Source organism: Streptomyces sp. NPDC060232, assembly GCF_042726555.1.
GTDB lineage: Bacteria > Actinomycetota > Actinomycetes > Streptomycetales > Streptomycetaceae > Streptomyces.
Window position 1 is genome coordinate 198,753 of the sequence record NZ_JBHXAG010000012.1, and the last position, 14,193, is coordinate 212,945.

Consider the following 14,193-nt stretch of genomic DNA (forward strand, 5'->3'; position numbering starts at 1 on the left):
GGGGCTGAGCCGATCATGTGGAGCAAGGTGCGGCACTCGCACACAGCACACCTCGTTACCATTCGTGGACGCACAAAAGACGACCACTGACACTTCTAGGGACGGGCTAGCGCGTGGCCGAGGCGGCAGACATCCAAGGGGCGTCCCCCGCCCCTGTCCGGCGCCGATGGCTGCGGCGCGCGATCGTCCTGCTCGCCGGGACTCCCGTGCTGGCCGCTCTCGTCTACGCTCCCGCCCCGCAGGCCGAGGCCGCCCCGGCCTCCTCCGTCGACGTCCAGCTGGTCTCGATGGCGCCCAGCGCCCCGGTGAAGGGCGACACCCTCACCATCCAGGGCACCGTGGTCAACACCGGATCCGAGACGATCACCGACGCCCACGTCGGCCTGCGGGTCGGCCCCGCGCTCACGGACCGGTCGTCCATCGACGAGACGGCCGACCGCAACGGCTTCCGGGCCGGCACCGACCCCGGCGAGATCGACTCGGCGTACGCGGTGAAGATCGCCTCCCTGCCGTCGAAGGTCACCCAGAACTTCACCCTCACCGTCCCGGTCAACAAGCTCGAACTCGACAAGGACGGCGTCTATCAGCTCGGTGTATCTCTGTCCGGGGTCACCGACAGCCGGCCGTCCGAGCAGGTGCTGGGCATCAAGCGGACCTTCCTGCCCTGGCAGCCGGAGGCCGCCGCCAAGCGCTCCCAGCTGACCTACGCCTGGCCGCTGATCTCCACCACCAGGGTCACGGCGGAGACCGGCTCCGACGAACTCCAGACACCGGTCTTCCTCGACGACTCCCTCTACGAGGAGATCAAGCCGGGCGGCCGCCTGGAGCAGATGGTCACCCTCGGCAAGGACCTGCCGATCACCTGGGTCATCGACCCCGACCTGCTCTACACGGTCGACGCGATGACCAAGGGGTACCGGGTCCGCGGCGCCGACGGGAAGACCGTCCAGGGCAAGAAGAAGGCCGCCGCCGAGCAGTGGCTGAGCTCCCTGGAGGCGGCAGTCCAGGGCAAGAAGGTCGTCGCCCTGCCCTTCGCCGACCCCGACCTCGCCTCCCTGGCCCACCACGGCCAGGACGTCTCGGGCACCCTGGGGCAGCTGCGCCCGGCCACCGACAAGGCGAAGCAGGCCGTGGAGACGGTCCTGCACGTCCCCGCATCCACCGACTTCTCCTGGCCCGTGAACGGCGCGATCGATCCCTCGATCGTGAACGTGGCCACCTCGGCCGGTGCCCACAACGTCCTGACCCGCAGCGACAGCCTCGTGGAGAGCGGCGCCCTCGGCTACACGCCGTCGGCCGCCCGGCCCATCGGAGCCGGAACCACCGCCGTCGTGGCGGATGCCGAGCTGTCCACCGCGTTCGAGGGCGACATGCTGAACGCCGGAAGCTCCACGCTCGCCGTGCAGCGGTTCCTGGCCCACAGCCTCGCCCTGAACCTGCAGAAGACCGACGAGCCGCGCAGCTTCGTCGTGGCTCCACAGCGGATGCCCACGGTCAGCCAGGCGCAGACGATGGCCGCCGCCATACGCGGCCTCCAGGGGGGCCGCTGGACGCAGCCCGCGGACCTGGAAGCAGCGGCCGCCGCCAAGCCCGACCCGGGCGCCACCACCCAGGTGCCGGGCGCCGGCCAGTACCCCGAGGACCTGCGCAAGCAGGAGCTGCCGGTGTCGGCCTTCGAGAAAATCCGCACCACGCAGAACACGCTGGACCATTTCAAGGTGATCCTCACCGCGCCCGACCGCGTGGAGATCCCCTTCGGCAACACCATCAACCGGGAGATGTCGACCTCCTGGCGAGGCCGTCCCGACGAGGCCCGCCTCTACCGGGACCAGGTGCAGGAGTACCTGATCGGTCTCACCGAGAAGGTCAAGGTCATCCCCAAGTCCGACGCCACCCTGTCCGGACACAGCGCCACCATCCCGGTCAGCGTCCAGAACAGCCTCGTGCAGGACGTGCACGACCTGGTCCTGCGGGTGAAGTCCGCCAACCCGTCCCGTCTGATGTTCAACGGCAGTGGCCAGGCGGAACAGCAGGTCACCGTCCAGGGCGACCACACCCAGACGGTGAAGTTCCCCGCCAACGCCACCGCGAGCGGGCCCGTCGAAGTCACCGCGCAGCTTTTCACCAAGGACGGCATCCCCTACGGCAAAGAACGCCGGTTCACCGTCGAGGCCACCGAGATCACTCCCACCGTGATGCTCGTGATCGCCGGCGGTGTGCTCCTCCTGGTCCTGGCAGGCATCAAGATGTATGCCAGCCGCAAGCGTGTCGCGGCGCGCGCCGCCGCCGAGGAGAGCACGCAGCCGAGTGACGAGTCCCCGGACACCGAACCGCAAAGCACCGAGGGGTCCGGCACGAGTGAGACAGTGGACCGTTGAGCGATGCCGTGGCCGGTCGGCCTGGGGACGATGAGGTGGGGTTTCGATGAACGCGCCGTACGACGGTGGCCGCGCGCAGGGCACTGGCGGGCCTGCGCCCTCCCAGGGCACTGCCCCGGGCACCCCGGTGCCCGGGCAGGTTCCCGCGCCTGCGCCCGCGCCGGACCACGACCCGTATGTCCAGGATGCCTACGGCTACGACCCGTACCGGTCCCAGGATCTGTCCGCCCAGGACCCCGTCGGCGAGGTCCTCTACGACCGTGCCGCGCACCCCCCGCCGCCCCCCGGTACCTTCCAGGAGCCCGGTCCGCTGTACGCAGCACCGGCGGCGCCCATGTACTCCCCCGACCCGCGCGTCTGGGCCCAGACTCCGCCGCCCGAGCCGGACGGCCCCTCCCGGCACCTGCCCTACGGCGACCGCGCCACCACCACCGAATTCGTGGGCGTGGACTCCCTCGTCACCCGAGCCGCGGAGGAACAGCCCGCGCCGGACGCCTTCGCCCACCTCTACCGGGACCAGGAGGCGGCCCCCCGCACAGCCGTCGAGGACACCCCCGTCGCCGCCCCGGCACCGGCCAAGCCCGCCGGACGTGCCGCGAGCCTGCTCAAGTCCAGTGCGCTCATGGCCGCGGGAACGATCGTCTCCCGCGTCACCGGCTTCCTGAGAACCCTGGTCATCGCCGCGGCGATCGGCGTCGGCACCTTCAACGACACGTACCAGATCGCCAACACGCTGCCCACGATGATCTACGTGCTGGTCGGCGGTGGCGCCCTCAACGCCGTCTTCATCCCGCAGCTGGTCCGCGCGATGAAGAACGACGACGACGGGGGAGAGGCGTACGCCAACCGGCTGCTGACCCTCGTCGTGGTCCTGCTGGCCGGCATCACCACCATCTGCGTCCTGGCCGCACCGGTGTTCATCACCATGATGTCGCCGAAGATCGCCTCCGACCCGCAGCAGATGGACGTGGCCGTCGCGTTCGCGCGCTACTGCCTGCCCACCATGTTCTTCATGGGCGTCCATGTGGTGCTCGGTCAGATCCTGAACGCGCGCGGCCGCTTCGGCGCGATGATGTGGACCCCGGTCCTCAACAACATCGTGGTCATCGCCACCTTCGGCGCCTTCATCTGGGCCTTCGGCGGCTTCACCACCTCCGGGGTCAACGCCACCACCGTCACCTCGGAAGGCGTCCGCCTGCTGGGTCTGGGCACCCTGCTCGGCCTGACCGTCCAGGCCCTCGCGATGCTCCCGTACCTGCGCGACGCCGGCTTCACGCCGCGCCTGCGCTTCGACTGGAAGGGCCACGGCCTCGGCAAGGCCGCCCGCCTGGCCAAGTGGACGTTCTTCTTCGTCCTCGCCAACCAGGTCGGCCTCGTCATCGTCACCCAGCTCGCCACCTGGGCCGGTTCGGTCGCCGAGAAGCAGGGCCACCCCGGTACCGGCATCACCGCCTACAACTACGCACTGCTGCTGTGGCAGATGCCGCAGGCGATCATCACCGTGTCCGTCATGACGGCCGTCCTGCCCCGCATCTCGCGCTCCGCCCACGACGGGGACGCCGCCGCGGTCCGCGACGACATCTCCTACGGACTGCGCACGTCGGCCGTCGCGATCGTGCCCTGCGCCTTCGCATTCCTCGCGCTCGGCGTCCCGATGGCCACCCTGCTCTACGCGGGCTCCGGCGCCGGCGCCCAGAACATCGGCTACGTCCTGATGGCCTTCGGCCTCGGACTGATCCCCTACTCCGTCCAGTACGTCGTCCTGCGCGGCTTCTACGCCTATGAGGACACCCGCACGCCCTTCTACAACACCGTCATCGTCGCCGCCGTCAACGCCGCGGGCTCGGCGATCTCCTTCTTCGTGCTTCCCGCCCGCTGGGCGGTCGTCGGCATGGCGGCCTCGTACGGTCTCGGCTACGCCGTGGGGGTCGGAGTGGCCTGGCGCCGCCTGCGCACCCGGCTCGGGGGCGACCTCGACGGCGCCCACGTGATGCGCACCTACGCCCGCCTCACCGGGGCATGCGTCCCGGCCGCCGCAGTGGCCGGCGCGGCCGCGTTCGGAGTCACCCAGTGGCTGGGCAGCGGAGTCCTTGGTTCCGCCACCGCCCTGTTCGCCGGCGGTATCGCCCTGGCAGCCGTGTTCCTCATCGCCGCCAAGCGGATGCGGATCGAAGAGCTCAACGCGATGGTCGGGATGGTCCGAGGACGTTTGGGGCGCTGATGCGCACAACCGTCGCCCCCTTTCGTGTGTCGTGCATAGCGTCGGACTGTGGGCACAATTGGCATGGCTTCGCAGACTGGCCTACAGCGCGCAACGGATGGGGAGGCAGGAACGACGGTGGCGGAACGTAGCACGGCTGCCGTCGACGTGGCCGACAACGACGGCGACGAGCCGTCTGCCGCTCAGGCGGCACAGGCCACGTCCGACGGGGTGGACACCCAGAACGGACGAGCCGCGGACGGACCCATGCCCGAAAAGGACGGCGAACGCACGAACTCGGCCTCCACGGCCGCACCCGAACTCCACAGCGGTCACAAGCTCGCCAGACGCTACCGGCTGGAAGAGTGCGTCACCCGTGTGGACGGATTCAGCAGTTGGCGCGCGATGGACGAGAAGCTGCGGCGCGCCGTGGGCGTGCACCTGATGCCCGCCGACCACGCACGGGCTCGTTCCGTCCTGGCCGCCGCCCGCTCGTCCGCCCTCCTCGGCGACCCGCGGTTCGTCCAGGTGCTCGATGCCGTGGAGGAGAACGACCTCGTCTACGTCGTCCACGAGTGGCTGCCCGATGCCACCGAGCTCACCGCTCTGCTCGCCGTGGGCCCGCTGGAGGCCCATGAGGCCTACCAGCTCGTCAGCCAGGTCTCCCAGGCGATGGCCGCCGCGCACCGCGAGGGGCTCGCCCACCTGCGGCTTACGCCGAGCGCGATACTGCGCACATCCACGGGCCAGTGGCGCATTCGCGGCCTCGCCGTGAACGCGGCGCTGCGCGGCATCACCAGCGAGACCCCGCAGCGTGCCGACACCGAAGCCATCGGCGCCCTGCTGTACGCCGCCCTGACGCAGCGCTGGCCGTACGAGAGCGATGCGTACGGCCTCGCCGGTCTGCCCAAGGGGGTCGGCCTGATCGCCCCCGACCAGGTCCGCGCCGGCGTCCATCGGGGCCTGGGCGAGCTCGCCATGCGCGCACTCGCCAACGACGGTGCCACCGCCTCCCGCCAGGAGCCGGCCTGCACCACCCCGGAGGAACTGTCCAAGGCCGTGGCCGCGATGCCCCGCATCCGGCCGCCGGAACCCGCCTTCACGGCGCCGCCGGAGTACCAGCACACCACCTACCAGCAGGGCAGCTACGGCCGCAACACGCCTCCCGGCGTGAGCACCGTCCAGAGCCTGCCCGTCGCGCCCCCGCCGCCGCCCCTGCAGAGCCGTACCGGCCGCGCGCTCAAGTGGGGTGTCGCCGCCCTGCTCATCGCCGCCCTCGGCCTGGGCAGCTGGCAGCTGGCCGACACCCTCCTGGAACGCGGCACCCAGAAGGGCAACAGCGGCACCAGCAACACCACCAAGCCCGGCACCGACGACAACGGTGAGAAGAAGGAGCCGATCCCTCTCCCGATCGCGGGTGCCCAGGAGTACGCGCCGGACGGCAAGGCGCAGAACGCCGAGGACGTCGGGAAGACGTACGACGAGGACGCCGCCAGCTACTGGCGGACCAAGAGCTACATCGACGGCCCTGAAGTGAAGATCAAGGACGGCCTCGGAATCGTCTACGACCTCGGGTCCGAGCAGGAGGTCAGCGCAGCCTCGATAGGGCTGAAGTACGGCGGCCCGCACACCACTCTCACGTTGTACGCCACCGACGCCAAGTCCCCCAAGGGCTCCGTCGACTCCATGGTGAAGATCGCCGAAACCACGACCTCGGAAACCAGGCTCCAGCTGACCGCCGAGAAACCGGTCAAGACGCGGTATGTGCTCGTGTGGATCACCGCCATGCCGCACGCGCCGGGCGACACCTATAGCGATTCCGGCTACAAGCAGGCCATCACGGACGTGAAGTTCTCCGGCTGACCGCACAACCGGGAGGGGCTCACCGTTGAACGACACGACACCCGGCGCGCGCAGCGACCAGGAGCTTCTGGCGCTGCACGTGGCCGGTGATCCCGATGCCTTCGGGGAGCTCGTGCGACGGCATCGGGACCGGTTGTGGGCCGTGGCGCTGCGGACGCTCGGGGACCGGGAGGAGGCCGCGGACGCCGTGCAGGACGCCCTGGTCTCCGCGTACCGGGCCGCGCACACCTTCCGCGGGCAATCCGCCGTCACCACCTGGCTGCACCGGATCACCGTCAACGCCTGCCTCGACCGTGCCCGCAAGGCAGCCTCGCGCAGAACGGCGCCCCTGGACGACACGGAGCGCCTGGAGCGCCTTCTGGAGCCCCACGAGTCCGCCGAGGCGCCCGCGGAGCGCGAGGACCTCCACCGCCAGCTTCTGGCCGCTCTCAGGACCCTCCCGGACGAGCAGCGGGCCGCGCTCGTCCTCGTCGACATGCAGGGATACCCGGTCGCCGAAGCCGCCGACATCCTCGACGTGCCCACCGGAACGGTGAAGAGCCGGTGCGCCCGTGGCCGGGCGAAACTCCTGCCGCTCCTCACTCATCTGCGCACGAATGCCGGGGATAACACCACCGCCGAGCGGGGAAGGAACCGGACGCCGGGCAGGCCCGTCCCACCAGCGGCAGGACCCAGGCAACCAGACCCAGATGCTGTGAAGGGCGGAGGTGGACGACCGTGAGCCCTGCGACTGGCACGCCCGGCACGACCGGCACGATCCGGCACCCGGACGTCTCGGAGATCTCCGACCTGACCGAAGGGCTTCTCTCCCCGTCCCGAACCGCGGAGATCCGCCGTCACCTCGACACCTGCGACCTGTGCGCCGACGTCCACTCCTCCCTGGAGGAGATCCGCGGACTCCTCGGCACCCTTCCCGGGCCTGCCCGTATGCCTGGCGACATCGCCGGGCGGATCGACGCGGCCCTCGCCGCCGAGGCCCTCCTCGACGCGACCCAGCCACGGAACCAGGCCTCACCGGCTCCCCGCCCCCGCCCGACGGTCCGCGACGTTTCACGTGAAACATCCCCGGCCGGTCACCCGAGCGGCCCAACCGGTCCCGGGCGACGCCGCGCACGCCGTCGGATCGCCGTCCTCGGCGGTCTGGCCGGCGCGGCCGTCTGCGCACTCGGCCTCTTCCTCTTCGTCGACTTCTCCGGCACTCCCCACCCCAACACCGCGGCTTCGGACTCCGCCGCCCACCCGCCCGTCAGCGCGCCTGCCGGAAGCACCTATACCGCGCAGGGCCTCCAGGACAGCGTCCAGCGGCTCATCGCCCCCGGAACGGCTGCCAAGACCGCCCCCGCCGGCGAGCAGAACAACACCTTCGGGATGGAGGAGACCACCGGCGCTCCCGGTGTCGCTCCCGGTGGCGAGAGGGCGGCGCCGGAGATCCCCACCTGCGTCCAGGACGCGACCGGCCGCCCCGATACCCCGCTCACCGCCGAACGCGGCAGCTACCAGGGCACCGCCGTCTACCTCCTCGTCCTGCCTCACCCGGAGGACGCCTCACGCGTGGACGCCTACCTCGTCGACACCACGTGCGAGAGCACCGGCTCGGCCACCCCAGGAAAGGTCCTCCTGAAGAACAGCTATCCCCGAAGCTGACCCGTTCAGGTCCACTGCGACGGGCGGGGAATGCGGGCGCCGTAGGATCCGTTGGGTGGGGTGAGAGTCCGCACCGGCCCCCGGTAGGCAGCACGCAGTCCGCAGAGACGAGGAAGAAACCCGTGAGCGACGTTCGAAACGTGATCATCATCGGCTCCGGGCCGGCCGGTTACACCGCCGCCCTGTACACCGCACGCGCTTCGCTCAAGCCGCTGGTCTTCGAAGGTGCCGTCACCGCCGGTGGCGCCCTGATGAACACCACCGACGTGGAGAACTTCCCGGGCTTCCAGGACGGCATCATGGGCCCGGACCTCATGGACAACATGCGTGCCCAGGCCGAGCGCTTCGGCGCCGAGCTGGTCCCGGACGACATCGTGTCCGTGGACCTCACCGGTGAGATCAAGACCGTCACCGACACCGCCGGCACGGTGCACCGCGCCAAGGCCGTCATCGTGACCACCGGCTCGCAGCACCGCAAGCTCGGCCTGCCCAACGAGGACGCGCTCTCCGGACGCGGCGTCTCCTGGTGCGCCACCTGCGACGGGTTCTTCTTCAAGGACCACGACATCGCCGTCGTCGGCGGCGGCGATACCGCGATCGAGGAGGCCACCTTCCTCTCCCGGTTCGCCAAGTCCGTCACGATCGTCCACCGCCGTGACAGCCTGCGCGCCTCGAAGGCCATGCAGGACCGCGCCTTCGCCGACCCGAAGATCAAGTTCGCCTGGGACAGCGAGGTCGCCGAGATCCATGGCGAGCAGAAGCTCTCCGGCCTCACCCTGCGCAACACCAAGACCGGTGAGACCTCCGAGCTGCCCGTGACCGGCCTCTTCATCGCCGTCGGCCACGACCCGCGCACCGAGCTGTTCAAGGACCAGCTGGACCTCGACGACGAGGGCTACCTCAAGGTCGACGCCCCCTCCACCCGGACCAGCGTCACCGGCGTGTTCGGCGCCGGCGACGTCGTGGACCACACCTACCGTCAGGCCATCACCGCCGCCGGCACAGGCTGCTCGGCCGCCCTCGACGCCGAGCGCTTCCTCGCCGCCCTCGCGGACGCCGAGAAGGCCGCCCACGCGGCGGTCTGAACGGCCTGATACCGCACCGCCCCACACCCCACCCCGCAGGAAGAACAAGGAGGCCGCTGTGGCCGGCACCCTCAAGAACGTGACCGACGCAGACTTCGACGCCGAGGTCCTCAAGAGCGACAAGCCCGTACTGGTGGACTTCTGGGCCGCCTGGTGCGGACCGTGCCGCCAGATCGCGCCGTCCCTCGAGGCCATCGCCGCCGAGTACGGCGACCAGATCGAGATCGTCAAGCTCAACATCGACGAGAACCCGGCCACCGCCGCCAAGTACGGCGTCATGTCCATCCCGACGCTCAACGTCTACCAGGGCGGCGAGGTCGCCAAGACGATCGTCGGTGCGAAGCCGAAGGCCGCCATCCTGCGCGACCTCTCCGACTTCGTCGAGGTCAAGACCGCCTGACAGCGGCCGACGTTTCACGCGAAACGGGCCCGCCCCTCAAGGGGCGGGCCCGTTCTCCGTTTTCGGTACTCAGAGCGGTCGCAGCGCCGGCTCCTTGCGCGCCGCGCCCAGCAACCGGTCCAGCGCCAGCTCGACGTCTTCCTTCCAGGACAGGGTGGACCGCAGTTCCAGTCGCAGTCGGGGATGGGCCGGATGCGGGCGTACGGTTTTGAACCCCACCGCCAGCAGATGGTCTGCCGGCAGCAGGCAGGCGGGCCCCTCCCACCGTGCGTCCCCGAAGGCCTCGATCGCCCGGAACCCCCTGCGCAGGAGGTCCTTGGCCACCGTCTGCACCATGACCCGGCCCAGCCCCTGCCCCTGGTACCCGGGCATGATCCACGCGGTGATCAGCTGGACGGCGTCCGGCGAGACCGGACTCGTTGGGAAAGCAGTGGCCCGCGGGACGTAGGCCGGCGGGGCGTACAAGACGAAGCCCACCGGAACGTCATCCACATAGACCACACGGCCACAGGACCCCCACTCCAGCAGCACAGCGGAGATCCATGCCTCCTTCTCCGTCGCCGAAGTGCCCGCCTTCACGGCGGCCTCACCGCTGACCGGATCCAGTTCCCAGAAGACGCAGGACCGGCAACGTCGGGGCAGATCCTGGAGGTTGTCCAGCGTGAGCGGTACCAGCCGACGACCCATGACGGCATCGTATCCACTGGTCCATCGTTCTTCGACAGCAAGCAAAGGGGCGGACCGCCGGTTCACACCAGCACGATCCGCCCCTCGGCCACCCCGGAGATCACTCCCCGGCGAGGCCCTGATCCAGCACCCGTCCTTCGCCCGGTGCCAACGTCCCCAAAATCCGCTCTAGGTCCTCCATCGAAGCGAACTCGACGGTGATCTTGCCCTTCTTCTGGCCCAGATCCACCTTCACCCGGGTCTCGAACCGGTCCGACAGCCGCGTCGCCAGCTCGTTGAGTGCCGGGGACACCCGGGCTCCGGCACGCGGACCCTTCGGCTTGACGGCGCTCGACGGCTCCGAGGCCATCAGCGTCACGATCTCCTCGACCGCACGCACCGACAAACCCTCGGCCACAATGCGATGGGCCAGCTTGTCCTGCTCCGCGGAGTCCTCCACCGAGAGCAGCGCCCGAGCGTGCCCCGCGGAGAGCACCCCGGCGGCCACCCGACGCTGCACCGGCGGCGACAGCTTCAGCAGTCGCAGGGTGTTCGACACCTGGGGCCGCGAACGACCGATCCGGTCGGCCAGCTGGTCATGCGTGCAGTTGAAGTCCTGGAGCAGCTGGTCATAGGCCGCAGCCTCTTCCAGCGGGTTGAGCTGAGCCCGGTGCAGGTTCTCCAGCAGCGCGTCCAACAGGAGCTTCTCGTCATCCGTCGCACGGATGATCGCCGGAATGGCCTCCAGCCCGGCTTCCCGACAGGCACGCCAGCGCCGCTCACCCATGATCAGCTCATAGCGGCCGGGAGCCGACTGTCGCACCACCACCGGCTGGAGCAGACCCACCTCCTGAATGGAGGTGACCAGCTCGGCGAGCGCATCCTCGTCGAACACCTCGCGCGGCTGCCGCGGGTTCGGCGTGATCGTGTCCATCGGAAGCTCCGCGAACATCGCTCCCGCCACCACGTTCGCCTCAGGCTCCGGCTCCGGCTCCGGCTCCGACCCAAGACCTGTCGCCGGCTCGTCCACCGTGACGACCGCCAGCGATGTTTCACGTGAAACATCGGCCTGCGCCAGTGCCGCGAGCTTCGCCGCCGCGATCCCGCGCTCGGACGGCAGATCCGGTACCGCCGTCGGCGAGGTGGAACCGGCACCGCTCGTCGGCAGCGTTTTCTCCTGTGGAGCCTGCGGGATCAGAGCAGCGAGCCCCCGTCCCAGCCCTCTACGTCGCTCGCTCACTGGTTCCCCTCCGCCACACTCTGCGTGCTGTTCATTCCCGCGCCCAGATGGGCGTGCTGGGACTCGTACTGCATACCGACCCCCCGATACGCGATCTCTCGCGCCGCCTCCAGATAGGAGAGGGAACCACTGGAACCCGGGTCATACGTGAGCACCGTCTGCCCATAGCTCGGCGCTTCGGAAATACGCACCGACCGGGGGATGCTCGTCCGCAGCACCTCCTTGCCGAAGTGGCTGCGCACCTCCTCCGCCACCTGCGAGGCCAGCCGCGTCCTGCCGTCGTACATCGTCAGCAGGATGGTCGACACGTGCAGGGCCGGGTTGAGGTGAGCCCGCACCAGATCGACATTGCGCAGCAGCTGGCCCAGGCCCTCCAGCGCGTAGTACTCGCACTGGATCGGAATCAGCACTTCGGCGCCCGCCACCAGGGCGTTCACCGTCAGCAGTCCGAGGGAGGGCGGACAGTCGATCAGGATGTAGTCGAGGGGCTGGTCGTATGCCTGGATCGCCCGCTGGAGTCGGCTCTCCCTTGCCACCAGCGACACCAGCTCGATCTCCGCGCCTGCCAGGTCGATTGTGGCCGGAGCGCAGAAGAGCCCCTCCACGTCCACGACCGGCTGGACGACCTCCAGGAGAGGCCGGCTGTCCACGAGCACGTGGTAGATGGACGGCACGTCTGCATGGTGGTCGATACCCAGAGCGGTGGACGCGTTCCCCTGCGGGTCGAGGTCGACCACGAGGACCCGCGCCCCGTTCAGGGCCAGCGAAGCCGCCAGATTCACGGTCGTCGTGGTCTTGCCCACGCCGCCCTTCTGGTTGGCGACCACGATGACGCGGGTCTGTTCCGGGCGCGGCATGGCCGCACCGGAGCGCCCCATGGCCTCAACCGCCAGCTGGGCGGCGCGACCGATGGGGGTCTCGTTGTCTACAAGGGGTGGGGGCGATGTTTCACGTGAAACATCCTCCCCCACCGGTTCTGAGCGGGGACCGGGGACCGGGTCGGCCATCGGCCCCGCGAGGTTGGCGTCGGACCGCACGGTGTCACTCTCCTCGACATCAGGCTCGCGATGAACAGAGCCTGCCATGTCACCGGGGTCGCGAACCAGCGGGGCCCGTACTCCTGTGGATGAATCCACCGATGTGGACAACTCCGTCCCCCTTGCCTCCTTGCGCTGGAGGGGGGACGCAGCCGCACGACCGCGGCTGATGATTCCGTGCAGCAGAGAGCGACGTTTCACGTGAAACACGATGCCCGGACGGAGTCTTCAGGCCTCTACGACACTCCGAAATGCATACCTATAGGGCCCAACGCAGACGAAATCTCCGCATGGGCCCCACACAGCCAGAGAATCAACGACGCCGGCGAGACCGGCTGGTCCTGGCGGCCTTAGCCCGCTTGGCCGCGAACCTCACTCCACCGGGGCTTTCTCCGACCTCGACTCGGACCACCGTCGACAGCGGGTCCACGAGGCCCTCGCCCACATGCAGCACCGAGGTCTTCACCACACCGAGCTTCGTCAGCGCCGTCTTCGCCGACACCAGCTCCTCCTCGGCGGTGTCGCCCTTGAGCGCCAGCATCTCCCCATACGGGCGCAGCAGGGGAACGCCCCAGCCGGCCAGCCGGTCCAGTGGAGCCACCGCACGCGCCGTCACCACGTGCACCGGCTGGAGCTTGCCGAGGACCTCCTCGGCCCGCCCGCGCACCACCGTGACGTGGTCGAGCCCCAGCAGTTCCACGGCCTCCTGGAGGAAGGTCGTCCGGCGCAACAGCGGTTCGAGCAGTGTGATCTTGAGATCCCGTCGCACCAGTGCCAGCGGGATGCCGGGCAGACCCGCACCGGAACCCACGTCGCAGACGGTGACGCCCTGGGGCACCACCTCCGACAGCACCGCGCAGTTCAGCAGGTGCCGCTCCCACAGCCGCGGCACCTCGCGCGGGCCGATCAGGCCGCGCTTGACTCCCGCGTCCGCGAGCAGCTCCGCATACCGCACAGCTTCCGGGAAAAACTCACCGAACACCGCGCGCGCCTCTTCGGGCGCCTCGGGAAGCTCAGCTGCCTCCGTCACGGGGACCGTCCTTCCGTACCTCGTGGTTCTGAGGACCACGTATTCAAGATGCCGCGTTCACATGCCAGGCTGACAAACATCGGCCCCGCCTGCGACACAGACGGGGCCGAACACTCGTGCTGACGATCAGGCCGGGAGCACAACGACGAAGCGCTGCGGCTCCTCGCCCTCGGACTCGCTCCGCAGACCGGCGGCCGCCACGGCGTCGTGGACGACCTTCCGCTCGAACGGGGTCATCGGAGCCAGCTTCAGCGGCTCGCCCGACGCCTTCACGTCCGCCGCCGCCTTCGCGCCCAGGGCCGCCAGCTCCTCGCGCTTCTTCGCCCGGAACCCGGCGATGTCGAGCATCAGCCGGCTGCGGTCCCCGGTCTCCCGGTGGACGGCCAGACGGGTCAGCTCCTGCAGGGCCTCCAGGACCTCACCGTCGCGGCCCACGAGCTTCTGCAGGTCACGGCTGGCGGAGTCACTGACGATCGACACCGCGGCCCGGTCGGCCTCCACGTCCATGTCGATGTCACCGTCCAGGTCTGCGATGTCCAGCAGACCCTCAAGGTAGTCGGCCGCGATCTCACCCTCCTGCTCAAGGCGGGTCAGGGTGTCGCCACTCTCAGCGGCGGCGGTGGTGGTGCCTTCCGTCACGGGAGGGACTC

At 69.7% G+C, this 14,193-nt stretch carries 12 protein-coding genes; 7 read left to right on the forward strand and 5 right to left on the reverse strand.

Features of this window, described 5'->3' with window-relative positions; all coding sequences use genetic code 11:
• Positions 1 to 113: 113 nt before the first annotated feature.
• The 7 genes from ACFWFZ_RS19585 (at position 114) to trxA (ending at position 9,570) form a co-directional block, all read left to right on the forward strand.
• Positions 114 to 2,378 (forward strand): DUF6049 family protein, encoded by a 2,265-nt coding sequence (locus ACFWFZ_RS19585; RefSeq protein WP_387123903.1) that lies wholly within the window; start codon positions 114 to 116, stop codon positions 2,376 to 2,378.
• Positions 2,379 to 2,424: 46 nt separating this feature from the next.
• Entirely contained in the window at positions 2,425 to 4,599 is a 2,175-nt protein-coding gene (murJ, locus tag ACFWFZ_RS19590) for a murein biosynthesis integral membrane protein MurJ (RefSeq protein WP_387123905.1), read from the forward strand.
• 117 nt (positions 4,600 to 4,716) lie between these two features.
• Positions 4,717 to 6,441 carry a protein kinase family protein gene (locus tag ACFWFZ_RS19595; protein WP_387123907.1) on the forward strand — a complete coding sequence of 575 codons (1,725 nt, stop codon included), beginning with the start codon at positions 4,717 to 4,719 and terminating at the stop codon, positions 6,439 to 6,441.
• Between the two features lie 25 nt (positions 6,442 to 6,466).
• Positions 6,467 to 7,162 carry an RNA polymerase sigma factor SigM gene (gene sigM, locus ACFWFZ_RS19600; RefSeq protein ID WP_387123909.1) on the forward strand — a complete coding sequence of 232 codons (696 nt, stop codon included), beginning with the start codon at positions 6,467 to 6,469 and terminating at the stop codon, positions 7,160 to 7,162.
• Positions 7,159 to 8,085, forward strand: coding sequence for a hypothetical protein (locus ACFWFZ_RS19605; RefSeq protein WP_387123911.1), 927 nt, complete (start codon positions 7,159 to 7,161; stop codon positions 8,083 to 8,085). The genes sigM and ACFWFZ_RS19605 overlap by 4 nt, the downstream gene beginning before the upstream one ends.
• 122 nt (positions 8,086 to 8,207) lie before the next feature.
• Positions 8,208 to 9,170, forward strand: coding sequence for a thioredoxin-disulfide reductase (trxB, locus tag ACFWFZ_RS19610; protein WP_030647464.1), 963 nt, complete (start codon positions 8,208 to 8,210; stop codon positions 9,168 to 9,170).
• A gap of 58 nt (positions 9,171 to 9,228) precedes the next feature.
• Entirely contained in the window at positions 9,229 to 9,570 is a 342-nt protein-coding gene (trxA, locus tag ACFWFZ_RS19615; protein WP_365164370.1) for a thioredoxin, read from the forward strand.
• Between the two features lie 69 nt (positions 9,571 to 9,639).
• Here trxA and ACFWFZ_RS19620 read toward each other — a convergent pair whose 3' ends face one another.
• The 5 genes from ACFWFZ_RS19620 to ACFWFZ_RS19640 all read right to left on the reverse strand — a co-directional run bounded on the left by ACFWFZ_RS19620 (position 9,640) and on the right by ACFWFZ_RS19640 (position 14,182).
• Positions 9,640 to 10,257, reverse strand: coding sequence for a GNAT family N-acetyltransferase (locus ACFWFZ_RS19620; protein ID WP_387123913.1), 618 nt, complete (start codon positions 10,255 to 10,257; stop codon positions 9,640 to 9,642).
• A gap of 100 nt (positions 10,258 to 10,357) precedes the next feature.
• Complete coding sequence (locus ACFWFZ_RS19625; RefSeq protein ID WP_387123915.1) at positions 10,358 to 11,476, reverse strand: ParB/RepB/Spo0J family partition protein; 1,119 nt, start codon at positions 11,474 to 11,476, stop codon at positions 10,358 to 10,360.
• Complete coding sequence (locus tag ACFWFZ_RS19630) at positions 11,473 to 12,561, reverse strand: ParA family protein (RefSeq protein WP_387123917.1); 1,089 nt, start codon at positions 12,559 to 12,561, stop codon at positions 11,473 to 11,475. Before ACFWFZ_RS19630 ends, ACFWFZ_RS19625 begins: the two co-directional genes overlap by 4 nt.
• Before the next feature lie 265 nt (positions 12,562 to 12,826).
• On the reverse strand, positions 12,827 to 13,543 hold the full coding sequence (rsmG, locus tag ACFWFZ_RS19635; RefSeq protein WP_387123919.1) for a 16S rRNA (guanine(527)-N(7))-methyltransferase RsmG: 717 nt from the start codon (positions 13,541 to 13,543) through the stop codon (positions 12,827 to 12,829).
• A 126-nt stretch (positions 13,544 to 13,669) separates the two neighbouring features.
• Positions 13,670 to 14,182, reverse strand: a complete 513-nt coding sequence (locus ACFWFZ_RS19640) for a R3H domain-containing nucleic acid-binding protein (RefSeq protein WP_030025736.1) — start codon at positions 14,180 to 14,182, stop codon at positions 13,670 to 13,672.
• Between the last annotated feature and the right edge of the window lie 11 nt (positions 14,183 to 14,193).

Coding starts and splice junctions, on each gene's coding strand:
- murJ (WP_387123905.1), top strand. CDS start 2,425: ATGAACGCGCCGTACGACGGTGGCCGCGCGCAGGGCACTGGCGGGCCT.
- ACFWFZ_RS19620 (WP_387123913.1), bottom strand. CDS start 10,257: ATGGGTCGTCGGCTGGTACCGCTCACGCTGGACAACCTCCAGGATCTG.
- ACFWFZ_RS19630 (WP_387123917.1), bottom strand. CDS start 12,561: ATGGCAGGCTCTGTTCATCGCGAGCCTGATGTCGAGGAGAGTGACACC.